Consider the following 23,112-nt stretch of genomic DNA (forward strand, 5'->3'; position numbering starts at 1 on the left):
GGGGCGAGTTCCCCGAGTTCTCAGGAGATCATTCTAACACCACGGCACTGCGAGCAAGATCATCGTCCTCTGCCGTCTCAAGCACGGCGCATTGGGCGGCCACGATCAGGATTAACGGGCACACGAGCAATCCTGCGGCGGCTCCGACGGGGACGGTGCCGTCCGGGCGCGCGGAGACGAGGAACGCGAACAAAAGGTCCACCGCGATCAGCACGCAGCAGCCTGCCAGCACGAGTGCCCAGGTCCAGGTTTTTTTGAGCAGTGAGACGAGGAGGACGAGGAGGCAGGCCGCCACATGCGTCGCCGAGTAGATCGCGAACCCGATCTGGGCTTCTTGGGAGAACGCTGCTGCCTGGGCGTACAGGATCATGAAGACGACAGATCCGACGGGGATGAGACAGGCTGTGGCCGCGACGGCCGTCCGCCGCAGCGTCTTGGGCAGGGAGACGAGCAAGAACGCGATCAGGCAGATGTTCGGCAGATAGGTGACCACGAGATCGGTCAAGGTCGGCGACGCGTGCGGTGGCACTCCGAGCATAGCCGTGGAAGCGTCTCGTGCGGCGATGAGCGACCATCCGGAGAGGCAGAGCGCGACGGCCAGGTTTTCTCTGCGGCGTTGTCTCAGGGCCACTCGCCACCACAGCAGCGCCGCCGTCGCGACGAACAAGAGCTGGGCCACGCCCGTGATGCGCTCGTTGCGGCGCATGTCGCCAGGGGCGAAATCGCGGACTATGACGACCACGAGGAGCGCGCAAATCGCCGCGGCGACGCTGGCGGTGGGGAATCGCGCTGTGGCGGGCTGGACGGACTGCGCGACGGTTTCGGGCGCGGGCTCGGGGCGTGGTTTTGCGCCCATGCTGGCGATCCAGAGGGTTCGGATGTGGTCGGGGTTGCCGTCCAGGTGTGCGGCGAGGGCTTCGACGAGATCCCATTTGGGGGCGTTTGCGCCGGTGAAGGCTCGGGCGATGGTGGCGTGGCTCCAGCCGACGTCTTTGGCGATGGCGCGCAAGCTCGGTTGGCCGGCCTCGAGGCGCAGCCGCCTGAGCTCGTCCTGCAAAAGCACGAGGGCCGCCGAAGCGTCTGCCGCATCCTGCGGGAGGTTGGAAACGGCCTGTGTCTCAGCCTGCGACCTCGGCAGAGCGACTCTCTTGCCTTGCAGCGTGAACACCGGCGGGGAATCCTTTCAGCCGTAGGATCCTCAGGGCGCTTTCGCCGATGGAGCACGGGGCGGGCTCCCCGAGTTCTCAGAAGTGAATTATACCACTACGCGGACGAATGACGTGTGGGCCGCCGATGAACTGCGGCTTTGTCAGGATTGTCACTACTCAATAGGGGAGCCGTATTGTTCTCGAGCGGCGGGCTCCGAGGCTCCTGCACCGCTCGATATCCGAGCGCAGCAGTCTCGGATGAGCGAGGTAATCGTTGGCCACAAGCACAGAGCCGACGACTCCCCGCGAGACCAGCGCGGGGAGGAGGGCGATGGCTCGTCCTGGGGCTGAGGCCGGGTCCTGCGCGTGGACGTCGGGCAGCAAAAGCTCCGCGCGGCGCACGACTTCCGCGAACTCCTCGGGGTTGTGGCCGGCCTCGATCAGTGCTCCGATGTCGAGGACGACCCGAAGTTCGGGGCGGTCCACCGCTCGGGCGAGCGCGACGCTTTCTTCCGCGCCCAGCGCCGACGCGTACGCGATCGTCACAGGGGAGCCCCGAGCCCGCTCGCAGATCCTGACGAGTGCTGTTCGGGCTTGGGCGAGACGTTCGGGAGAGTCGGGGGAGCTTTTGCGGAACCCAGGCACGTAAAGCGTGCGGACCCCGAGCGCCAGCGCGCAGTCGAACGCCGCTTCAAGGAGGGCCGTCGCCGAGGGATCGGCGAAGCCGATGTCGTCGACGCCATGGACGGCGAGAACGGGGATGGCCATGATCTGGGCGAGGTCGAGGGCCGCCGCCAGCTGGCCGGGCTCGTCGAGCCGTGCGCCTCGGCGCGCGCCGCCGAAGTCGAGGTATAGCTGGTCGGCTCCTGCGGCGAGCGCGTCCAACGCCGCTTTCTCGCGGTCGGGGTCGATGCGCCACTGCGGGACCGCGACGGGAATCGTCATGCGCGACTGCGAACGGGATCAAAGAATCGGCGGAGGAGGGGAACGCGGGACACCGTATTGCGCATAGCGAAGTCCTCTCTGCTGCGCGGAGACGAGAAACGTCCGGACGGTCACGTCGGTATTCTCCGATGCCTTGACTGTAGGCAGGCTCCGCTGTGGCCGCAATAGGAAATGAGTCACAAAATTTTCGCATCTCCGCTGGTCACATAGGTTAGGCAAAGCTGCGCCGCCAGCGGGGCCACTCGCGCGGAGGGGCCGGTCCTTGCGCGGGCAAGGCGGGCTTCTGTCCGCGCGGCGTTGGAAGCGGAGCGTGAACGACCGCGAGCGCCGCCCGGAAAGGCGGCGCTCGCGGTCTGGAGCTTCGGAGCGGCCGATACCGCCTAGCGGCGGCTCAATCGCGCCTCGAACTGCAATTCCAGCGCCTTCCACGCGCCAGCTTCCGCGTCGTACGGAGGGCTCGGGGCGAGCCTGCCGTCTTTCGGGTCGAGGATGTGCGTCACGAGCCTGCCGAGCGTGGCCGAGGGGGAGAGTTCCTTCTCGACGTTCACGTCGCCAGCGAAGTCCGCCGCGTCGGTGAAAAGCTCGACGGCGAGGTCGAGCTGGTCGCGGTCGACCGCGTCGGGGCCGTCTTCGAGGTCCTCGGCGATGCCGGTGAGGATATAGATGTTCTCCTCCGCCACGTCGACGTCGGCGAAACCGTCGAGCACGGCGAGGCGCAACCGGCCGTAGGTGGAGACTTCGGCGAGTTCGTGCTCGTGGTCGTCGGCGAGATAGCGCAGCAGCGACCGGCCCGAGCCGAAGACGTAGATCGACCCGTCCCTGCCGAGGAAAACGGGCTCGTCGTCCATGTAGCAGCGCAACGTGTACAGATCGCCTGCCGTGGTGACGATTTTGATCGGGTCGATGCCGATCTCGGCCCAGAGGTCCTCGTCTTCGTCGAGCTCCTCGTCTTCGTCGAGCTCGTCCTCCTCGTCTTCGAGTTCCTCGTCCTCGTCCTCGAGATCGTCGAGTTCCTCGTTCTCTTGCGCGAGCGCGGCGGCGGCAAGCTCCTCTTCTACTTCGGCGACCGAGGCTTCGTCGACTTCGGGGGTGCTGACCAGCTCGTCGAGCGCGTCAAGGACTTTGTCCCAATCCTGCTCGACGGCCCTGCCGACGACCGACCAGAGCCGTTGCCCCTCCCTGCTCTGATAATCCCTGGCGTTGGTGTAGCCCAGCGACAACACCGGGTGCTTGGTGAAAAACTTGTCCACCGCGCCCACCTCGCACACCTCGCCGATGCTGCTTGTGAGTTCGAAGATGTCCCCGACCTCGGCCAGGGACTCGTCGGTCGGGTCCTCCGCGACGAGGTCGGGCAGGCTCACCAGGTCGAACACGCGGTCCTCCGACGGGACGAAGTCGTCCGCCGTGAGGCTTGCCAGAGCCTGCCAGCTGGGATGGTCCGCCAGGTCGTGGTCGCTCTCCGACCGCACGAACGCGACGAGCGCCGCGACGGTCGGGAAAACGTAGAGATCCTCGTCCTTGCCGAGGAACGCCTCCCACTCGTCGTCGCCCTCCTGCCAACGCGGAGCCCAAAGGGTGTACACGTCGCCCTCAGTGAGGCCGAGGGAAATGGGGACGATATCTGCCATAGGCGACAGCCTAGCAAGCCGTTCGGCGGGCGGGCTCGCTTCGTCGCCCAACGCCGAGAGCTAGGCGTTGTCTGTTTCGGCCAATTTCTCTTTGATCTTGGCCAACGGGGGGTTGGTGAGCGCGGTGTCGTCGGGGAAGCGCACTGTCGGCACGGTCTGGTTGCCGCCGTTCACGGAGCGGACGAACGCGGCGGCCTCAGGGTCCTGCTCGATGTCCACCTCGGCGAACGGGATCTGCGCCTGGTCCAGCTGGACCTTGAGCCTGCGGCAATAACCGCACCAAGTGGTGGTGTACATGGTGAATCGAGGCTCAGCCGTAGTCGTCATACGTCTATTCAACACTGCGTTCGCGAGGGTATTCCCCTGGGCTCCGGAGGCGGTGGCGGCGTGCGGGACGGGAGCGCCACCCGCTGGCGGGGGGCCGGCGAAGCTGCGGATCGTCGCGCAGGAGCCGGGGAATGTCGGCGGGCGCTGGCATGATGGCCGTATGTCCCGGGCCAACAAACTGAGCCGAGCGCTCGTCGCCGACCTCGACGAGCGCCAACGCGCGGTGGTCGTCGCGCCGCGCGGCCCGGTCCGGGTGGTCGCGGGAGCCGGATCGGGGAAGACCAGGGTCCTCACCCGGCGGATCGCGCATCTGGTCGCCTCCGGGCAAGTGCGTCCGAAAGAGGTGCTCGCGGTGAGTTTCACGGTCCGCGCGGCGGGGGAGCTGCGCGACCGTCTCACCGCCCTCGACCAGCTCGTCGAGGGCGGGCTCGGGCTCGAATCGGTGCGCACGTCCACCTTCCACGCCGCGGCCGCCCGACAGCTGGCCTATTTCTGGCCGGCAGAATCGCGGCCATGGCGGATCCTCGACCGCAAAGCGCCGTTCATCGCGCGGGCGGCGGACGCGGCGGGGCTCCCCGAGGGCGAATTCGACCGCAAAGAGGCGCAGAGCGAGATCGAATGGGCGAAGGCCTCGTTGATCGGGCCCGAGCAGTACCCCGAAGCCGCCCGCGCCCGCCGCCCGGCGATCAGGTCGAGCCCCGAGGCGATCGCGGAGGTCTATCAGCGCTACGAGAGCGCGAAAGCAAAAGGGGCGGAGCGGCTGCTGGACTTCGACGACGTCCTGCTCGCGATGATCGGCGTCGCGCGGTCGTCGGCGGACGCGGCAGGCCAGCTGCGCTCCTGGCTGCGGTGCTTCCTCGTCGACGAGTTCCAAGACATCACCCCGTTGCAGTACGAGCTGCTCATGACCTGGCTGGGCGCTCGGGACAACGTGACCGCTGTGGGCGACCCCAATCAGACCATTTACTCGTTCGCGGGGGCGTGTTCGACGTTCTTCACCGAATTCGACAGGAGATTCCCCGCGACAGCCTCGTTCCGGCTCGACCGCGACTACCGTTCCACGGCGCAAGTGACCGGCTTGGCGAATTTGCTGCTTGGCGACGCGGGCAAGCTGCAGGGCCAAGTGCCTGACGGTCCCGCGCCTAGGTTCGCGGAGTACGCGGACGAGCTCGGCGAGGCTGCGGGGGTGGCGCGGGAGGTCGCCGAATTGATCCGAGGCGGCACCTCCGCGCGCGAGATAGCGGTGCTGTTCCGGGTCAACACTCATGCCGCGCGGTTCGAGCGCGCGTTGCGGGCGAAAGGGATCCCGACCGGGGAGGATGGAGTCTCGTTGTGCTCCTTGCACGCGGCGAAAGGGCTGGAATGGGAGGCGGTCTTCCTCGTCGGCCTGGTCGAAGGGGTTTTGCCGGTCGCGTGGGCCGCAGCAGCGGGGCCTGAGGCCGTGGCGGAGGAGCGTCGACTGCTGTACGTCGGGATCACACGGGCTCGGACGCGGCTCATGCTCAGCTGGTGCCGCGAAAGCGGCGGCCGGGCCGCCCGAGCGTCGCGCTTCCTCTCTCGAATACAACCGGCCGGTTCGGCAAAAGAGCTGGTCAAAAAATGATTGCGCTCTTTTTGTCGGCTCGTTACAATGAAGGCGAAGAAGTCGTGGAGGACTGGATTTTCTCGTCTCCATGATGCATGCGAAGGCAGCGGCCTGATGGCAGACCGAGGCTGGACGAATCCGTAGGAGGTATGACCGATATGAGCAACATCGCTGTGAGCACGCTCGCGATGAAGGCTGCCCTGATCGGGACGGGGAACCTCAAGGACTTCCAGCAGTTCGGAGCGAAAGGCCTGACCTATCGGTCCTGGCTGGAGCCGCGCACTATGCCCAAGCATGCGGGTGTTCCGATCATTGCGGCAATTGGCGAGCGATTGATCGACGAGCGCGTGTTCGAGGCGCAGTCTGGACTGCTGGCCAATGAGGGCCAGCATCGCCTTGTGCCGCCGCTCGGCCGCCTTCGGCCGGCCGCGTCGGCGCGCGTCTAGAAGCCGCGTCCCCCGCCGTCGGCCTTTTCCGGTCGGCCGCGGTTCTGTCACAGCCGCACTGAGCCGAATGCCCGTCTCGGGCCCCGCAGCATTGTCTGCCCGGCCTCGATGAGCGCGCAGCGTCCAGTGCCCCTTTTTCACCGGTGTTCCTTCTCAGATCCGTCGTGATCAGGCCTTCGCCTTTGCTTTTCGGCCCAGGTTCTGGTTTCGGCACAGTCAGTCGCGGCGCCGTCGGTTTTCAAGATTTTTTGCTCAAGGAGTTCATCATGTTTGCAGTTGTTCCGTTGGAGGCGTTGGCTTCTCGCACCGTCGGCCCTGGCCTGCCTTGCCAGGAAGCGGTCGATCCGGACCTATGGTTCGCGGAGGAGCCCGCCGAACTCGAATTGGCCAAACAGTACTGCGGGGATTGCCCGATCCGGGAGACCTGTCTCGCCGAGGCGCTGCGCCGTGGCGAGCCGTGGGGCGTGTGGGGCGGCGAGATCTTCCAGCAGGGCGAAGTGATCGCCCGCAAGCGTCCCCGCGGCCGGCCGAGGAAGGTCGTGGCCGAAGCTGTTGGAGCCTGAACCGGACACGCTCGGCCCCGCCTTGGCCGGGGCTCCTACCTGAGCAGGTAGGAGCCCCGGCCAAGGCCTTCGAAGACCAGCGCGGCGGTTTCCTCGGCGGTGAGCCCGTCGGAGTCGACCGCATGCGGCTCTAAGGGGCCGAGGTCTCGGAACTGCCGGTGCAACGCGCGGATCGGCTCTGGATCGGTGAGCGCGTGCGCCTCGGTCCGGGCCGAGGCCCGGCCAAGGGCCGTCGCCTCGGCCGGGCGAAGCACGACATAGTGCAGCTCGGTTCCGGCCTGCGCGCTTTTCTCGCGGAGCTCGGCTAAAAACCACGGTCCGACAATCCCGTCGTAGACCACCGAATAGCCGCCTCGGGCGTAGCCGCACGCCGCGTCGGCCAAGATGCTGGTGACGATTTCGTTCTGCCGGTGCGCCTCGGGCAGGTAGGGGAGGATGTAACCGGCGCGGATGAAGTGCCAAAACGCGTCGGCGACCAAATGCGCGCTCAGCGCGAACCGGTCGGCGAGCAGTCCGCCAACGGTGCTTTTGCCCGCGCCGGGCGGGCCGGTGAGGACGATGACTCTCCCGCCCGCCTCGCCCATGGGAGGCTCCTCCATGCCGGACCCGGTCACGTCCAGGAGGGATTCCATTTCTTGATGATGTCGCGCAACGGGACGGTGGCGTCGAGCTGCGCGCTGATCGCGGCGCAACTGCTGAGCACGCGGAACAGCAGGAGATGGTTCGCCGGGGCGTTCATCTGCCTGCCGGTCTGCCAATTCTGCCCCCGGACGTCGGCGTAAGGGTTCGTCGTCTCCTGCACCCACGACCGGGTGAAGTGGAAGGCTTCGGCGTGCAACGGGTCGGAGAGCGGCAGCAGATACGTGCGGACCTCTTCCGGGGTCGCCGAGTACCCCGGCCGGAAGAAATCGTGATCGTGCATGACCTGGACGACCCCTTCGTAATCGTCGTCGAGGCTGAACTCGATGGCTTTCCCGAACCAGGCGGGGACGCCTTCCGGGTACGGGGCGCAGGTGCCGAAGTCCAGCGCGACCATCCGGCCGTCCGGCAGGAACATGAAGTTGCCGGGATGCGGATCGCCGTGCAAGAGCTTCGCGCGCGCCATCGCCGCGAACTGGAAGTCCCACAGCTGGGTCGCCGCGTGGTCCCGTTCGGCCTGGGAGCCATTCGCGATGATCTTGCGCAGCGAGACGCCGTCGACCCACTCGGAGATGATCACTTTCGGCGCGCTCGCCACGATCTTGGGGACGGCGTACTCGGGATCGCCCGCGAAAGTCTTCGCGAAGAGACGTTGGTTGCTCGCCTCGATCCGGTAGTCGAGCTCCTCCTCGACCCGTTCGTCGATCTCGTCCATGATGGCTTCGAAGTCGGTGCCCGGCGAGACGGCTTTGAAGACGCCGGTGAGCCGCCGCATCGTCTTGAAGTCGCTGCGCAGGGCGTGATCGGCCCCCGGATACTGCACTTTGATCGCGACCGGACGGCCGTCCGACCACACCCCCCGGTGCACCTGCCCGATGCTCGCGGACGCGGCGGGCGCGTCTTCGAAGGACCGGAACCGGTCCCGCCATTTCGTCCCGAGCTGCTGGTCGAGCACTTGGTGGATTTTCTTCGCTGGCATGGGCGGAGCCTCGTCCTGGAGCTTCGCGAGTGCTTCCCGGAACGGCTCGGCCAGCTCGTCTGGGACGGCGACTTCAAAGACCGACAGCACTTGGCCCATCTTCATCGCCCCGCCCTTGAGCTCCCCGAGCACGGCGAAAAGCTGTTCGGCGGACTTCTGCAGCAGCTCGGCGTTGACCTCGTCTTTGTCTTTGCCCGCGAGCCGTTTTCCGAAGCCGAGCACACCCCGTCCCGCGACCTCGAGCCCGAAAGAGGCGATCTTTGTGGTCCTTCGGAAGCTACCACGAGCGATGTCGTTCATTAGGCTTTGATCATACAGTTCTCACCTGAGAGCATCGTGAGACATCTCATACCGGGCAGTCTCCGCATCAGCCGGGGCGAGTTCGCGCGCCCGGTGCGGCAAAGCGCTGTGGAACAGGCAATTCGGGTGCGACGACTGCGGCCTCGGCGGGACGAGCATGCCGTCGTGGCGTATCTCGACGACGGAGCCGAGCGCCCGCGGCGCAGAGCTTTGGCCCGTCCCGCGCAGGAACTGCAGCGCGTGGTCGATCTCGACCGCCGCCTGCGCGAGCACGGCCCGGACGACCCTCGGCTCGGCACGGCCCGAGCAGGAGCCGAGGCGGCGCAGCAGCTCCGACCGGAAGGGGTCCGCGTCCGCCGCGTGCTGCTGCTCGCACCAAAGGCACCCCGTTCGCCCAGGGAGCACGAGCGGCCCGATGTGCCCGTCGCCGTCCACCAGTCGGACCCGGAGGTGGGGGATCTTCGCCACCAGCAGTTGGTGGACGATCGCGGGATCGGGCGCGATCCGGTCGGTGAGGACGGCGAGTTCGGGTTTGTGCTCGGGGACGTCCCGATGCAGCGGCGTCTCCCGCGTCGCGGTCACCCTTGCCCCGGCCTCCCGCAGCGCGTTTTGCAAGCCGGTTGCGAGCGGGCCCGATCCATGCACATGGATGCGGGCAGGCGCCTGCTCCTTCGGCGCGAGCAGGTCCGCCGTCTGGACGAGGCGGACGAGCGCGTCTGCGGCCTCAGGCCGCGCGCCGCGCAGTTTCGCCGCGTCCCGGAGCTGGGCTGCCGTCTGTCCCGCTTCAAGGAGCGAGAGCAGCGTCAGGCACCCCGTTTGGTCGAGCGAGTCGGGAGGCCGCAGCCGTAACGACCGCCGCTCGGAGCAGCCCACTCGGACGGTCCCGTCCGAGCACGGGAACGCGACGATTCCGGTCCGCAGCCGGATCTGGCGCGCGCAATGCCGCGATAGGACGCGGGGGCGGGGAGTTTTTGGATCGTTTTTGGTCGAGAATTTGCCGCACGTTGTTGCCATGCTGCGCACTCTGTCAGCGACGGCTCTCGAAGTCGAATCCGCTGTGCACAACCTGTCCACAGGTTATCCACAAGCTATGCACAACCCCGGGCCTCTTCGGCGTTACGGCGCGAGAGGCCCGTCGTTCTCGGCGATCATGCGCTCGACAACGCGCGCGGGATGGTCGATCTCCTCCTGGGTCGGCAGCAGGTCCGGGTGCTCCCAGAGCTTGTCGCGCGCGTCGACCCCGACGCTGTCGCCCACCTGGCGCCAGAGCTTTGCGGCCTCGTTGAGCTTCTTGGGGCGCAATTGCAGTCCGAGCAGCGTGGTGAACGCCTTCTCCGCGCTGCTCGCGCCGCCCGCGCGACGGCGGATCGTCTCGTCGAGGGCCGCCGTGCTCGGCAGCCGGTCGCCGAGCGCGTCGGTGACGACGGTGCGGACCCATCCCTCGACGACAGCGAGCAGATGCTCCAGCCGGGCAAGCGCCTGGAGCTGCTCCTCTGTCGGTTTAAGCTCGAACTTGGCCGGGTCGAAGAGCTCGCGCATCCGCTCCGGGTCTTGCAACGCCTCCAGATCGAGCTCCTGGGCGGTGGATTCCATGTCGGGCAGGTTGACTTCGATGCCTCGGGCGTAGCTGCGGAACGCCGCGACCATGGTCGGCTGCAGCCAGGGCGCATGGCTGAACAGCCGGTGATGCGCGGCCTCCCGAGCCGCGAGGTAGACCAGCACTTCTTGCGCGGGCTGCGCGAGGCCTTCGCTGAACTCGGCGACGTTGTCGGTCACCAGGGCGGCGACTCCGGTCGGGCCGAGCGGCATCCCGATCTCGGTCGAGGCGAGCACTTCGCCCGCGATTTCGGCGAGACCGCCCGCGAGCTGCTCGCCGAAGGCGAACCCGCCGAGGCGGGAGACCATCGCGAGCATCGGGCCGAGGAGCTGGGAGGCCTCCTCTGGCAGACGGTCCTGCCAGACCCCGGCCATCCGTTCGATGACTGGATCGCACAGCTCTTGGAAGGAGCCGATCACGTTGTCGAGCCAATCCGAGGGCGACCACGCCGCCGTCGTGTGGACGCCGGTGGGCAGGCCGGTGGCCGCGTCGAGCCACAGTTCGGCAAGGCGGACCGCCTCCGCAACGGCCTTCTGCCGCTCCTCGACGGGCGCTTTGTGCTTGCCGACGGCCTTTTTCGCCCCCTTGAGGACCTCTTGGTAGTCCACGGTCGGGGCTTCCGGGCCGCCGCTCGCGGCTTGGCCGAGTTTGCTGAAGGTCTCGCCCAGCTGGGACAACAGCTTTCCGATATCGCTCGGGTCAAAGCCCGAGGACCGCCCGAAAGGCCCGCCCTCTCCGTGGCTGTCGGATCCGTCCCACGCGGAGAACCCGAACGGTGGCTTGCTCATTGGATCGCCCTCTGCGCGCTGGAAATCGTCGTCGCGGTCATCGCTCCAGGGTACGCCTTTCTGTTCCAGATGTGGTTCTGCCCAGGGCGAACCTGATACGGTGGCCGAATGACCATTGGGCAGTATGACCGGCCCGCTCGTTTCCTCGTGGGACCCGTTTTGCAACGGATTGTCGCCGTGCTCTCGGCGGGGTGCGCTTTCGTCGCGCTGCTCGTGGTGGCGGGCTCTCTCGAAGTGCCCTATGTCGCGCTCGGACCGGGACCGACGTTGGACTTGCTCGGCAACGGGATCGACGACGCGGGCAAGGACACCGGCAAACCGGTCGTCACAGTTGTCGGCAAACCGGCCAGCCCGACGCGCGGCCAGCTCCGGCTGGTGACGGTGTCGGCCGCCGACCAGCTCAATATGTTCCAAGCCCTCAGCCTGTGGTTCTCCGGCGAGGAGGAGCTGGTTCCGCGCGAAGAGGTGTACCCCTCCGACAAGCCGAGAGACCAAGTGGAGCAGGAGAACGCGGCCGATTTCTCGAACTCCGAGGAGGCCGCGGAGGCTGCCGCGCTCAGCGAGCTCGGGTACCCGCTGCAGGTCCGGGTGGCCCAGGTCGTGCCGGGCTCCCCGGCGGACGGCAAACTGCAGCCGGGCGATCGGCTGGTCGCGGTCGGGGGAGCGGAGGCCAAGACGCTCGAGGACGTGGCCAAGGCGGTCGGCGCGCATAAGCCGGGCGACGAGCTGGACGTGGACTATCAGCGGGGGGAGGCTCGGGGCGTCGCGCGCGTCGTCCTCGCCTCTGCGGAGAACGACCCGGCCAAAGGCCGGATCGGGATAAAAATGCGGCTCGCCCCTGACGCGCCTTTCCAGGTCCAGATCGCGGTGCCGGCCAAGATCGGCGGCCCGTCCGGCGGGCTCATGTTCGCCCTCGCCGTGATCGACAAGCTCACCTCCGACGATCTCACCGGAGGCAAGGACATCGCGGGCACCGGGACGATCGACCCAGCGGGGAAGGTCGGCCCGATCGGCGGGATCACCCATAAAATGCTCGGCGCTCGGCGAGACGGGGCGACGGTTTTCCTCGTGCCCGCCGAGAACTGCGCCGAGGCGGCGACCGACATTCCTCCGGGATTGCGGATCGTGAGAGTCGCGACCCTGCACGACGCGGTGCAGGAGTTGGCGGATCTGAGGAACGGCAAGCCCGTCCCGAGCTGCTGATCATCGGAGCCTTGAAGATCCCGGCTCCTCGCTGTCGGCGGGTTTCCGTAAAGTGGTCTGCGTGGTGGATACGAACCTGATTGCACAGGCTGGCTGCGAATGAGCCCTCGGACCGTACCCCGGCGCGTCCGGGCGATGTCGACGATCGTCGGCGTCCTTCTGGCGGTGGTTTTCCTGCTGCTCAAACTCGTCGGCCCCTACACCGACTGGCTCTGGTTCCGCGAGCTGGGACAGACTTCGGTCTTCTTCACGGTCCTTCGCGTCAAGGTGATCGTCTTCTGCGTGGCGACCGCGTTGGTCGGAGGGCTGGTCTTCGTCTCCCTCTGGCTCGCGTATCGCAGCCGGCCCATGTTCATCCCGGTCACCGTGGAGAGCCCCATCGCCCGCTACCGGGCCGCGGTCGAAACCTCGGTGCGGCTGTTCGGGTTCGGCCTGCCGTTGCTCGTCGGCGCGCTCGCGGGCTTCCTCATGCAGGCCAATTGGCCGATCATCGAGCTCTACCTGCACGGAGCCCCGTTCGGGATCCAAGACCCCCAGTTCCACTACGACATCAGTTTCTACGTCTTCGACCTGCCGTTCTACGTCTTCGTGCTCGACACGCTCGAAGTCGTCGCCGTCGTCTGCTTCGTGGCGAACCTGGTCACTCACTACCTCTTCGACGGCATCCGCCCCTCCCGCTCCGCGAGCATGCTCACCCGGGCCGCGCGCGTGCAGCTGGCGACTATCGCGGGGATCTTCTTCCTACTCAAGGCGGTCGGATATTGGTTCGACCAATACGAGCTGCTGTTCTCGACGCGGCGAGAGGCGTTGTTCTACGGCCCGAGCTACACCGACATCACGGCGGTGCTTCCGGCCAAGCTCATCCTCACCGCGATCGCGGTGATCTGCGCCGCCGCGTTCTTCTCCGCCATCGTGCTGCGCGACTTGCGCGTCCCTGCTTTGGCCACGGCGCTCATGCTGCTCTCGTCGGTTCTGGTCGGCATGGCGTGGCCCGCGACGGTGCAGTGGCTCACCGCGACCCCGAACGCCAAAGAGGTCGAGCGCCAGTACATCGAGCGCAACATCAAGGCCACCCAGCAGGCGTTCAATCTGACCGGCCAATACGTCAAGACCGAGGACTGGGCTCCGCCGCAGGACAAGAGCAAGTTCGCGCAGAGCGTGCAAGAGGACAAGCACACCCTCAATAATCTGCGGATTCTCGACCCGAACCTGATTTCGCCGACGTTCACGCAGCAACAGCGTAGGAAGACCTTCTACGGTTTCCCGAGCCAGCTCGCGCTCGACCGGTACACGGTGGACGGCCAACTACGAGATTACGTCGTCGCGGTCCGCGAGCTCGCCACGGCGAACCTGACCGGGCCTCAGACCAGCTGGCAAAACCAGCATATGGTCTACACGCACGGCAACGGTTTCGTCGCCGCGCCCGCGAACCAGGTGACCGGGGCAGACCAGCAGGACGGGGCGGACCAGAAGGCCAACGGCGCGAGCCAGGGCGGGTTCCCGATCTTCACGTCGAGCGACACCAGCGACATCGGGGATCCGAATACCCCAGAGGCGCTGCGAGTCACCCAGCCGAGGGTGTACTTCGGCGAGCTGATCGGCGCGACCGACGCGGACTACGCGATCGTCGGCGGGCCCGCGCAGGAGTACGACGCCGACGCCCCGGCTCCCTCGTTCTCGTACGACGGGCGGGGCGGCGTGCCGGTCTCCAGCATGCTCAACCGGCTCGCGTTCATGGTGAAGTACCGCGAGCTGAACTTTCTGCGCTCGGACCAGATCACCGAGCAGTCCAAATTGATTTTCATCCGCGACCCCCGGACGCGAGTGGCCAAAGTCGCCCCGTGGCTCACATTGGACGAGAAGGCGTACCCCGCCGTGGTCGACGGGCGCATCCAGTGGATCGTGGACGGCTACACCACCCTCGCTCAGTTCCCGTACTCGAAACCGGTCTCGCTGCGCGACGCGACGCTGGACTCGCTTGACTCCGGCGGCAACGCGGCCGTCCGCCGGGAGCAGCTCTCCGGGCAAATCGCGTACATCCGCAACTCTGTGAAGGCCACCGTCGACGCGTACGACGGGACGGTCACGCTCTACCAGCAGGACGAGAAAGACCCTGTGCTGAAGGCATGGATGGGGGTCTTCCCCGGGCTGGTGAAGGCGAAGAGCCAGATCACCCCCGAATTGGCCGCGCATTTCCGCTACCCGGAAGACCTCTTCAAGGTGCAGCGGGCTTTGCTCACCCGGTATCACGTGGACAAGCCGGACACGTTCTTCGAAGGGAGCGAGCAGTGGTCGATCCCGGTCGATCCGACGCAGGCCTCCGGCCAGTTGGCGAACCAGGCGAGCCAACCGCCGTACTACGTCGTGGCCACCGACCCCAACCATCCTGGCCGTGCTTCGTTCCAGCTGACCACCGTGATGACGCCGCAGGGCCAGCCGTACCTTTCGGCGTACCTGTCGGTCGCGTCCGACCCGGACGACTACGGCACGATCACCGTGCGCAGGCTGACCAGCAAACCATCCGGACCCAGCAACGCCTACGGCAGGCTCCGCACGTCCCCCCAGGTGAACAATGCGATCACCTTGCTCGGTTCGGCCGACATCCGCTACGGCAACCTGCTCACCGTTCCGGTCGGAGACGGGGGCCTGTTGTACCTCGAGCCCATCTACACCCAGGCGAAAAACCAAGAGTCGGCATTCCCGACGCTGGCGAACGTGTACGTGTTCTTCGACGATAAAATCGGCTTCGAGACCAAGCTCGGGGAAGCCCTGCAGGGAGCGCTGAAACAGGCGGGCATCGATATCGATCTGAGCGCGGTCATCACGCCGCAGCAGCAACAGGACCCGCCGCCCGCAGCGCAGGAGCCCGTGCAGCCGCAGCAGCCCCCTGCGCCCTCGCAGACGAAACAGCAGGCGCAAGCCAGACTGCAGGCGCTGAGCCAGGACGTGGACAACGCGCAGAAGGCGCTGGATTCCGCCACAAGCGCGTTGGAGTCGGCGAAGGGCAAGCTCGGCGAGGCGCAGAAGAGCGGCGATTTCGTCGGAATCGGCCAAGCGCTCGCGGCGCAGCAGAGGGCCATGGAGAACTACAGCGCCGCTGTGCGGCAATACCAGGCGGCGGTCATCGCGTTCCGGCAAGGGGTGAGCGACCTCGCCCTCGCCCCCAACTAATTCCAGGAATATAGCGGCCCTGAAATGCCGGTTTGCCTTGTGAGCCGAGCGCGAGTATAGTGAAAAGCCGCGCTCGTGAGGGCGCTCCCCGACGCGGGGTGGAGCAGCTCGGTAGCTCGCTGGGCTCATAACCCAGAGGTCGCAGGTTCAAATCCTGTCCCCGCTACGAAAGGCCAGGCCAGAGGATGGAAATCCTCTGGCCTGGTTTCGTTTATAAGGCGTTCTCTCCACTTTGTCTCCACTTTGGAGAGCCGTCACGCTCCGGTTCGGATGATTCGGCCCATGAGCTTCCCGACCTCGTGGTTGATCTCGTGGCGTTGGACGTAGTGCTCGTCCAACGTCGTGAGGTTGGTGTGGCCGAGCTGGTCCGCCGCCGCTCGCCTGCCCAGCTCGTCGTGGACCTCCGTGCCCACCGTCTTGCGGAAGTTGTACAAGGTCACGTCGCCCAGCCCCAGCGCCGAGCGCACGCGCCGCCACTGGTCGTTGAAGTTCGTCGGGTCGCGCAAAGTGCCCTCGTAGCTCGGGAACAACAAACCGAGCGGGTTGGGCTTTCGGGAAATGTCTGCGATGTGCTCACGGAGCATATCCGCGATGTACTCGTCGTATGTGAGCACACGATCCTTGTTCTTCGGGTCGTCGGGCAGGCTGACCCGTACGAGTCCCTTGCCCTTGACCCGTGCAACTTTGTGCGTGAGCTTCACCGTGCCCGCGTCCAAGTCCAAGTCATCGAGCAAGATCGCAAAACCCTCGGAGGGTCGCGCGCCGGTCGTGGCGAAAAATGGGATGATCGCCCGCAGCCCGTTTTTCGCGCAGTAGCGGGCGACAGTCTGGTCTTTGCGCGCCCGATCTCGTTTCGCCTCGGTGCCTTCGATAGGTGGGCAAGGCGTGTCCGAGTCTCTGACGGCCACCACCAGTTCGTGCAGCTCCATACGGGTGAGCGATTCTTTCGCGTTCGCGTGGACGATCTTGATCGGCTTCGTCTCACGGATCGGGTTGTGCTCACGCGCCCCGAGGCGCACGGCCATGCTCATCATCCCCGAGAGCACGGTGCGGCACGCCTTCGCGTCGTGCTCGCTCTTCGCCTTCTCCACCTCGCCAAAGAACTCGTCCGCGCGCTGCGCCCCGAGTTCGAGCACCGAGAGCCAACCGACTCCCTTGACCTCTGGCCGGTTGCTCTCCGCGTCCGCCGCGAGCCCGTTCGCGATGATCTCTGCCATTGCGTCGTACCGGGACAGAGTGCTCTCGGCTCGTTTGAGCGACACCAGGTGCACTCGGTAGAGGGGCCAGAGATCCTTGATGAGGATGCCGCCGCTGACAGGGGTCGCGGCGCTTTTGCGCCGTTCGGCAAGGTGCCCCATGAGCGCCCGCTCGGCAGCCGCCCCCTTCTTGTCTGGCACGAACTTCCCCCCAACTCTCGGGGTTTGCCGTTCCACCCTGCGTCGTTTCCCGTCTTTGTCACGCACGTAGGTCCCCGCAGTCCAGACACCCGGCGACACCTCTGTGCGCCACACGCCCCCAGACCCTCCGACAGGAAGACGGGGTCTCATAGGTCCTCGGTCCGAATGTGTTCCTCCAGCATGGAGGTCATCATACTCTCGAAGTGACATGTCCCACTACGGCCAGCAAGCCCGTGAAACGAGAAAAAGCCCCCTACCCGGCACTGCCGGGTAGGGGGCTTTCGTCGTTGTCTGGGGCTTTCGCGTGTTCAGGGTCCTTGGAAGCCGCAGTCGCTCACGACGACCGGGGGATCGCCCTCGACGGCGGGGGCCTGGGTTCCGACGATTCGTATCCAGGAGCTGGGCAGACCGGACTTCCGGTCTGATCCTCGTGTGACCGTGAAGGTCACGTGAGGCAGGTCCGGGATCACGAATTGGACCTGGTTGGTGCTCTCTTCCGGCATGGTTAGCCGACCTTCCTTCCGATGAACGCCGCAGCCGGGGCACCCGACAGGCTGGAGATTGACGATCTTGTGTTGTACGCCTGGCTGTAGTTGATGTCTTTGTTGGAGAACGAGCCAGCTCCGGTGAGCGGCCAAGAGGCTGAAACGCCGGGGGCCACCACCTGGCCCGCCGCCAAGTACACCGTCACCGGGACACCGGCCATGACCGGCCCCACCGATGCGACACCGTCGATGTGGAGCACCCACATAGAAGCCCGCCAGCCAGAGCCGTGCGAACCAGCGTCCATGGTCCCGCCCACCGTGCTGGGCGTGGCGTTGAGGCTGTCGTTGTTGATGGAGGACGCGGATATCTCATACCAGCCGTCCTCGTTGATCGTCACCGTCCCGGTGCCGAGGGTGGTGACGGTGACACCGGACTCTAGGTCTTTGGAGGTGTAGAACCCGTTGGGCATGGCGGCTGTCGCCCCATGCGCCACAGAGAGCGACACGGCGGACCCGGAGGAGCGGCGCAAGCGCCATGCTGGGGTTGTCACGTTGGCTCCTAAAGGCATCCAGTCCGACATGGCGAATGAGGCGATGCGGAACGAGTCGTTGACCCAGTCGTTGACCCAGTCGAGGGCGGGCACACGCTGGAGGGAGATCGCGGCCCTGTTGTACCCGGCCCCGGTCGGGATGATGTTCCCGGTGTCGGTGTGCTGGATCTTCACCACGCCATTCACCACGACGTGATACGTCCCGTTGTAGTACCGGAACCGGACCATGTCCCCCGACTTGATCGAGGCCGAGACGGAGGTCAACTGGGTCAGCGTGATAGAGGACCCCGAGCGGGCCATGCGCCCGACGTAGATGTTGCTCGTGGTCACATGGCAGTACGCGGCGCTGGTGAAGTCCGAGTTCGCGTTCAGGTACAGCCCGGTCCTCATGGCGCTGGTCGATCCCACGCTGGAGCCGAGCACCGCGCTGGCGGACTGCCCCAAGGTCAGGAACGACTGCGCGGTCAGCGCCCAATGGTGGGCGCTAGAGCTGTCGGGAACCCCGTCCGCTACCGCGACCTGGTTCGCTTTGATCACGAGATCGTCCGACTGCGCCCAGTCCCCCGAGGGCAGGGTGCTGTTGTCCGCGCCGGTGAAGGTGGTCGACCACACGGTGCCGGGTTGGCCGTCCGGGAGCTGCTGGTCGTTCGTGATGTCTTGGAGCTGCGTCTGCGAGGTCAGGCCGATGTTGAACGCGGAGAGGGCCACCTGGAAGAGGTCGGCCAGGAACTTGTTGGCCCCTTGCACCGCGCCCTCGAACGTGTCCACGACCCCCTGAGCGCCTTTCTGCACCGCGTCCACGAGGCTGGCGACGTGCTCCTGCGCCTCCTCGCCCAGGTTTTGGAGCGCTTCGCCCAAGCCGACCACATGGCCCTGCCCGATGGTCCCGTCCGTGTTGAGGTTCTGGGTCCTGCCCGTGAGGGCGTTCCACCAGTCCTTGACCGCCTGCACGGCGGCGTTGATCGGGGTGACGACCAGTCCGCCGAGGATTTCGAGGATTTGACGGACCTCGGTCTCAATCGTCGTGAACGACTCCGAGACCCATTTCTGGAAGTCCTCGAAGTCCAGCGGAGGCTTGCGGTCCACGAGCAGGCCGACGATGGTGTCGACGGCGGTCAGCACGTCTTTGAACTGTTCCTCGGTCGCGTCCGGGATCAGCGGGGAGAACAGTTTCAGCAGCTCCAAAGGGAGCTTGCGAAGCTCTTGGACGAGGACCTGGACGGAGTTCCCCAGGTTGAAGTCCGGGACTGTGAACAGGCTTTTGACGAATTCCTCGGTGACGTCCTGCCCGTAGTTCTTCGAGCCGCCGCCGATCTGGTACGCGCCGAGGCCGAGGACGGAGGAGAGGTCGGGGAATGGTTGGTTCGGAGTGGTCATCGCCGCCTCATGCGGTCAGATCCCCAACGTCGCGGGAGGTTGGGGAGGGGTTTTGTCAGGGAGGTGTTTGTGGACCCACGAGAGAAGGGAGCGGATGTAGTCGAGGGCTTGGTGCAGCGTCGACTTGGTCGCGGCGTTCTCCTGTTCGAGGACTTCCACGCGCTTGCCGAGGTCGGCCACCTGCGAGCGCAGCGGGTCCACGAGGGTGACCGCTGTGACCGCGATGACCTGCGCGGCCTCCGCGTCGATTTTGGACTCTTGCGCCTCGGACAGGCTCAGCTCCTGTCTGCGTTTCCTGCGCTCTAGCCAGCCTTTGCCGACAGCGCCGAGCAGCGCCCCTATCGGGGCGCTGACGGCGGCTGCGATCTCGGTGTGCCCGTTCACGCGGCCCGGTGCCTTCCCGCGCGGGCGGTCTTGGGCTTGGCCCTGCCCCGCAACCACACAGCGACAGCCGCAGGCGCGACGACCGCGTACGCGGCCAGCGCCGCGTCAAGCCATCGGTTGGTGCTCAGGTTCCAGCCGGTGACGGCTGCGACGAAGTTGGCGAGCGCGACGACCACGGCGCGCACCACCAAGGGCTTGGGGAGCTGGCCCACCGCGTTCTCGATCTGCTCCTCATCGGGGTCTCCTCGAATCCCGTCGAGGTCGAACTGTGGTCCGATGTGGTCCTCGTGCATGGGTCCTCCTATTCGACTACTTCGGCCAGGGACGGCCCCGCTGGCGGCGCGGGGACCATCCCCGCCTGATGGAGCTGGTAGAGCAGCGCGTGGCGCTCTTGGACTGTCAACTCGTGGACGTTCGGAATCGTCACCGGCTCCGGGTCCGCCGCGTCCGCGTCCACCCAGCGGCCAGCGCCGTTGTACTGGTGGTGCGGGCCGCGCATCGGCTCTTGGAACTTGATCCGCTGCTGTGGCAGCTTGTCCACCGGGATCGTCCCGTCATCGCCCGCGAGCGACACCAGGTAGTCGCGGTGGACGAACCCGCAATCCCACAGATGGCGGGACCACGCGCGCAGGAACCCCGAATGCGTCACCATGCCGACCCCCGCGTACGCGGGCAGGTTGCGGAGCGCCCACACGAAATGTTCGTCGGGGTTGTTGAAATTCGCCTCCTGCTGCGAGGGGATCGGCTTGGCGGGGTTCATGAGAGCGCCCCCGAATCGACAACGGTCATAGGATTCCTAAACCTCCGAGGGCCTGATTGACCCGTTTCACCAAACTCAGCGCTTTCAACGCGGGGTCGGCTGGCTCGCGGTAGCCGACCGTGAGGGTCCAGCCCTTCGGCCCCTCGCGGTCCCACGCGTATTTGATCCGCGACACCCGCTCCACGAACACCGTGTCAGGGTCCGGGTAGCCGAGGACCGTCGTCCCGATCCGGTTGCCGAGCCAGAAATGCCCGTAGCCCTTCTCCCCGATCAGGTACGGGGCTGCGTCCGAGACTTTCACCGTGTGCGCCGACTTCGCGCGCGTCTCCCACGTCTTGGCCCGGATCGCCATCAAAGCCGAGAGCGTGAACGCGGTCTCCCCGCCGTCCGCCCAGCCTTCGTGATAGTGGAAGTCCCCGAGGCCGGTGACCAGGTTCTCCAATCCCGGCAGCGGGAGCGAGAGCCCCGCCGCGCGAAGCGACGGGATCTCCATGAACGCCAGGAACACGTCCTCGTAGAGAGGGCGGGCCAACGCGTCCATCAGCCCGCCCAACGGCGGCAGGTCCACAGGCGGGGCCATCCCGAGCGGGCCGGTCGCCGCCATCGCGATCTGCGAGTTGATGAACGAGGTGAGGAAATCCCCGCCCATGTTGATCGCGGCGGAGAATGCCTCGTTCACTCCCGGCATCGACCGGCCACCGGTCACGAACGAGGTGTCGGTGGCCTCGTAATACGTGAACTCCGACGACTCGATGCCGGTCAGCGGCCCCTCCTCGTACACCACCCACGGCGCGCGGGGGGAGGTGCCGAGGAAGAACGGGTTGTAGTACTCGCCGGGGAACGTGGGGTCCCCGGTGAACACGTCGACCCCCTCGGTGTACCCGTCCGAGGCGATATCCACGGCGGCTCGCACAAGCCCGGTGAGCACCGAGCCGCCGAACGCCGTTTCGGTGCCCCAACCCGAGTTATCAACGATGTCCCAGACCAAGCAGCCGTGCTTCAGCGGCATCAGCGAGAACAAATCCTCGACAACCGGGATGTCGAGTTCCCCGACCAGATCCTTAAACGGATGCGGGTCCTCGCCTTTCAGGTAACGGCGGCACGTCACCGTCAACTGCGCGTCAGCGAGGATCGTCTGGGCGATCTCATGCCAAGACTGGAACCGGCTGAAGACAATCGTCAGGTTCGAGTTATCCGACAAGATAGGGAACGGTTTCACGATATTTCGCCATGTTGACGGCAAGAAACTCGGACCCATCCACGACATGAGGTCCAGCGGGTTGTCGGGCAGGGTGAAAAGGCTCGTCTCCAGGCGAAGAATATTGCAAAAAAGCGTCACCAAAAGGCACCATTTCGCGGGGCCGAAAATAACCCAGAGCTTCGGGAACTGAAGCTCTGGTCTTAAGAATGGGTTGGCCCAGCAGAGAATATGCTTCACTTCTTCGTAGTCATGCTTGAACGTGACTTCGAGGTACCTATCGCCCTCTTTCTCACGCACGACTTTGTAATTGTCCATCCGACCGGACCAGCGAGCGCCCTGCTTGTCGATGGTGATGTGGACGTTGCGTTTCGCACGCCCTTTGAAGTTCATCACCCATTTCGCCAAATAATGGTCAAGCGACAAGACGACGCTGGCCGTGCCCGTGTCGTTCTCGATGAACTCGAACTCGAGCGAACGCCAACCCGCCACCTCGCCGCGAAGCGTGTAATCGCCGTCCCACAACCGGACCACCGGAGCCGCCAGCCGGTGCATTTCCATTTCGATGCGGCGGTCTTGGATCTTCTGCCACAGGCTCAGGTGGTCCTGCTCTGTGACAAGCCCGCTCATTCGAGCCCCCACGGGCGCGACCACGGCCTGGGAATCCGCAGCTGGACCGTCTGGCCGGGAGCGCACCCGGTGACGGTGATCTCGAACCGTTTCGATTTCGTGTACTTCGGCACGGGGTGCTTGAACCGCACGCCGTTCATGCGAGCCCACACCTGAGAGCCCGACTCGGGGGAGATCTGCTCAACACCGGGATAGGTGTCCACAATCGAGTTCTCCCCGTAGATCAACCCAGGAAGCCGCAGCCTCCTATCGGCTAGCTTCGGGTCGGTGAACGAGTAGTCCGGGATCGTCCACTGCGTGAACGGCGCGCGCTCCCACGGGACCGGCACGCCCTCGGGGAACGGCCACGGGAAGTCCGGCACCGGCTCGGACGCGGCAGGGACCGACCATTTCAACCAAACGTCTTGGTCGGTCGGATTCAGCCCGCCCTTGCCGTCTCCCGGATCGACGTCGATCCACAACGTCTCGTGCGGCAGCAGCTCCCACGGCCACGGCGGGGAGAACAACGTCGGGTTAAAACGAGTGTCCTTCTGCGTCGTCGCCGTGTACACGGCATCCTCGCCGTACCAGAACGGGTCACCGGCCACACACGTCATGACCGCCCGGTTGATCGGGTTCTCATTCGGATCGATGTCGGTGTTCACGTCGATCTGCTCAGCGAGCCGAAGACGCAGCGTCCGCCGCCCCGAATGATCGGTGGTGATGTGCATCTTCGTGTCTCGGTCGTAATCCCAGGCTTTCTCCCACTCCGAATCCCGAGACAGCCAAGAGTTCTCGCCGGGGGAGTCGTTCAGGATCTCAACGCCGAAAACGACATCCCTCCGCAGATAACGCTTGCCGAGAGGACGAGCGCCCGGAAAATTTCCGGGCTCCTCGTAATACGTCCTCACCGGAGCGGAATAAATGCCGCTGACTTTCGTCCCGAGATAAACACCACGGTCGCCCTCGCCGGGGCCAGCGATAGTGAACCATTCCCCGTTCACGCCCTCGATCTCAACAAGGGTCTTCATA

Annotated in this window: 21 protein-coding genes and 1 tRNA gene; 6 read left to right on the plus strand and 16 right to left on the minus strand. The window is 65.8% G+C overall.

What is annotated here, in order from left to right; all coding sequences use genetic code 11:
* Nucleotides 1-28: 28 nt before the first annotated feature.
* The 4 genes from HMPREF9336_RS06760 to HMPREF9336_RS06775 form a co-directional block, all read right to left on the minus strand.
* Nucleotides 29-1,168 carry a helix-turn-helix domain-containing protein gene (locus HMPREF9336_RS06760; RefSeq protein WP_007470289.1) on the minus strand — a complete coding sequence of 380 codons (1,140 nt, stop codon included), beginning with the start codon at nucleotides 1,166-1,168 and terminating at the stop codon, nucleotides 29-31.
* Nucleotides 1,169-1,325: 157 nt separating this feature from the next.
* Complete coding sequence (locus HMPREF9336_RS06765) at nucleotides 1,326-2,093, minus strand: TIM barrel protein (RefSeq protein WP_007470291.1); 768 nt, start codon at nucleotides 2,091-2,093, stop codon at nucleotides 1,326-1,328.
* A 380-nt stretch (nucleotides 2,094-2,473) separates the two neighbouring features.
* Nucleotides 2,474-3,721, minus strand: a complete 1,248-nt coding sequence (locus tag HMPREF9336_RS06770) for a hypothetical protein (RefSeq protein WP_007470293.1) — start codon at nucleotides 3,719-3,721, stop codon at nucleotides 2,474-2,476.
* A gap of 60 nt (nucleotides 3,722-3,781) precedes the next feature.
* Complete coding sequence (locus HMPREF9336_RS06775) at nucleotides 3,782-4,048, minus strand: mycoredoxin (protein ID WP_040584675.1); 267 nt, start codon at nucleotides 4,046-4,048, stop codon at nucleotides 3,782-3,784.
* Nucleotides 4,049-4,208: 160 nt separating this feature from the next.
* Here HMPREF9336_RS06775 and HMPREF9336_RS06780 point away from each other — a divergent pair, with 160 nt between their 5' ends.
* The 3 genes from HMPREF9336_RS06780 to HMPREF9336_RS06790 all read left to right on the plus strand — a co-directional run bounded on the left by HMPREF9336_RS06780 (nucleotide 4,209) and on the right by HMPREF9336_RS06790 (nucleotide 6,642).
* Complete coding sequence (locus HMPREF9336_RS06780) at nucleotides 4,209-5,651, plus strand: ATP-dependent helicase (protein ID WP_021030249.1); 1,443 nt, start codon at nucleotides 4,209-4,211, stop codon at nucleotides 5,649-5,651.
* Nucleotides 5,652-5,791: 140 nt separating this feature from the next.
* Nucleotides 5,792-6,079 carry a hypothetical protein gene (locus HMPREF9336_RS06785; protein ID WP_021030250.1) on the plus strand — a complete coding sequence of 96 codons (288 nt, stop codon included), beginning with the start codon at nucleotides 5,792-5,794 and terminating at the stop codon, nucleotides 6,077-6,079.
* 266 nt (nucleotides 6,080-6,345) lie between these two features.
* Complete coding sequence (locus HMPREF9336_RS06790; RefSeq protein ID WP_021030251.1) at nucleotides 6,346-6,642, plus strand: WhiB family transcriptional regulator; 297 nt, start codon at nucleotides 6,346-6,348, stop codon at nucleotides 6,640-6,642.
* 35 nt (nucleotides 6,643-6,677) lie between these two features.
* Here HMPREF9336_RS06790 and HMPREF9336_RS06795 read toward each other — a convergent pair whose 3' ends face one another.
* The 4 genes from HMPREF9336_RS06795 to HMPREF9336_RS06810 all read right to left on the minus strand — a co-directional run bounded on the left by HMPREF9336_RS06795 (nucleotide 6,678) and on the right by HMPREF9336_RS06810 (nucleotide 10,945).
* Nucleotides 6,678-7,274, minus strand: coding sequence for an AAA family ATPase (locus HMPREF9336_RS06795; protein WP_021030252.1), 597 nt, complete (start codon nucleotides 7,272-7,274; stop codon nucleotides 6,678-6,680).
* Nucleotides 7,253-8,560 carry an ABC1 kinase family protein gene (locus HMPREF9336_RS06800; RefSeq protein ID WP_007470306.1) on the minus strand — a complete coding sequence of 436 codons (1,308 nt, stop codon included), beginning with the start codon at nucleotides 8,558-8,560 and terminating at the stop codon, nucleotides 7,253-7,255. The genes HMPREF9336_RS06795 and HMPREF9336_RS06800 overlap by 22 nt, the downstream gene beginning before the upstream one ends.
* Before the next feature lie 21 nt (nucleotides 8,561-8,581).
* Nucleotides 8,582-9,574, minus strand: coding sequence for a hypothetical protein (locus HMPREF9336_RS17440; protein WP_021030253.1), 993 nt, complete (start codon nucleotides 9,572-9,574; stop codon nucleotides 8,582-8,584).
* 102 nt (nucleotides 9,575-9,676) lie between these two features.
* Nucleotides 9,677-10,945 carry a zinc-dependent metalloprotease gene (locus HMPREF9336_RS06810; protein ID WP_007470309.1) on the minus strand — a complete coding sequence of 423 codons (1,269 nt, stop codon included), beginning with the start codon at nucleotides 10,943-10,945 and terminating at the stop codon, nucleotides 9,677-9,679.
* Between the two features lie 108 nt (nucleotides 10,946-11,053).
* On the opposite strand from HMPREF9336_RS06810, the gene HMPREF9336_RS19175 reads away from it, so the two are divergent.
* From HMPREF9336_RS19175 to HMPREF9336_RS06825, 3 genes are all read left to right on the plus strand, one after another.
* Nucleotides 11,054-12,148 (plus strand): YlbL family protein, encoded by a 1,095-nt coding sequence (locus tag HMPREF9336_RS19175; protein ID WP_021030254.1) that lies wholly within the window; start codon nucleotides 11,054-11,056, stop codon nucleotides 12,146-12,148.
* A gap of 99 nt (nucleotides 12,149-12,247) precedes the next feature.
* Complete coding sequence (locus HMPREF9336_RS06820; RefSeq protein ID WP_021030255.1) at nucleotides 12,248-15,319, plus strand: UPF0182 family protein; 3,072 nt, start codon at nucleotides 12,248-12,250, stop codon at nucleotides 15,317-15,319.
* A gap of 92 nt (nucleotides 15,320-15,411) precedes the next feature.
* Nucleotides 15,412-15,485, plus strand: a tRNA-Met gene (locus HMPREF9336_RS06825).
* Nucleotides 15,486-15,573: 88 nt separating this feature from the next.
* On the opposite strand, the gene HMPREF9336_RS06830 is transcribed toward HMPREF9336_RS06825, so the two are convergent.
* The 8 genes from HMPREF9336_RS06830 to HMPREF9336_RS06865 form a co-directional block, all read right to left on the minus strand.
* Nucleotides 15,574-16,716 carry a site-specific integrase gene (locus HMPREF9336_RS06830; protein WP_007470315.1) on the minus strand — a complete coding sequence of 381 codons (1,143 nt, stop codon included), beginning with the start codon at nucleotides 16,714-16,716 and terminating at the stop codon, nucleotides 15,574-15,576.
* Nucleotides 16,717-17,024: 308 nt separating this feature from the next.
* The gene (locus HMPREF9336_RS06835) at nucleotides 17,025-17,219 is read right to left on the minus strand and encodes a hypothetical protein (protein ID WP_007470316.1); all 195 of its coding nucleotides are present in this window, start codon (nucleotides 17,217-17,219) and stop codon (nucleotides 17,025-17,027) included.
* A 2-nt stretch (nucleotides 17,220-17,221) separates the two neighbouring features.
* The gene (locus HMPREF9336_RS06840) at nucleotides 17,222-19,129 is read right to left on the minus strand and encodes a hypothetical protein (RefSeq protein ID WP_007470318.1); all 1,908 of its coding nucleotides are present in this window, start codon (nucleotides 19,127-19,129) and stop codon (nucleotides 17,222-17,224) included.
* A gap of 15 nt (nucleotides 19,130-19,144) precedes the next feature.
* Nucleotides 19,145-19,513, minus strand: coding sequence for a coiled-coil domain-containing protein (locus HMPREF9336_RS06845; RefSeq protein ID WP_021030257.1), 369 nt, complete (start codon nucleotides 19,511-19,513; stop codon nucleotides 19,145-19,147).
* Nucleotides 19,510-19,806 carry a hypothetical protein gene (locus HMPREF9336_RS06850; RefSeq protein WP_007470320.1) on the minus strand — a complete coding sequence of 99 codons (297 nt, stop codon included), beginning with the start codon at nucleotides 19,804-19,806 and terminating at the stop codon, nucleotides 19,510-19,512. Before HMPREF9336_RS06850 ends, HMPREF9336_RS06845 begins: the two co-directional genes overlap by 4 nt.
* An 8-nt stretch (nucleotides 19,807-19,814) precedes the next feature.
* The gene (locus tag HMPREF9336_RS06855) at nucleotides 19,815-20,273 is read right to left on the minus strand and encodes a phage gene 29 protein family protein (RefSeq protein WP_007470321.1); all 459 of its coding nucleotides are present in this window, start codon (nucleotides 20,271-20,273) and stop codon (nucleotides 19,815-19,817) included.
* A gap of 25 nt (nucleotides 20,274-20,298) precedes the next feature.
* On the minus strand, nucleotides 20,299-22,101 hold the full coding sequence (locus HMPREF9336_RS06860; protein WP_007470322.1) for a Gp37-like protein: 1,803 nt from the start codon (nucleotides 22,099-22,101) through the stop codon (nucleotides 20,299-20,301).
* Nucleotides 22,098-23,111 carry a hypothetical protein gene (locus tag HMPREF9336_RS06865; protein ID WP_007470323.1) on the minus strand — a complete coding sequence of 338 codons (1,014 nt, stop codon included), beginning with the start codon at nucleotides 23,109-23,111 and terminating at the stop codon, nucleotides 22,098-22,100. The genes HMPREF9336_RS06860 and HMPREF9336_RS06865 overlap by 4 nt, the downstream gene beginning before the upstream one ends.
* Nucleotide 23,112: the final 1 nt, after the last annotated feature.

The organism is Segniliparus rugosus ATCC BAA-974 (assembly GCF_000185725.2).
In the GTDB taxonomy this organism is placed as follows: domain Bacteria; phylum Actinomycetota; class Actinomycetes; order Mycobacteriales; family Mycobacteriaceae; genus Segniliparus; species Segniliparus rugosus.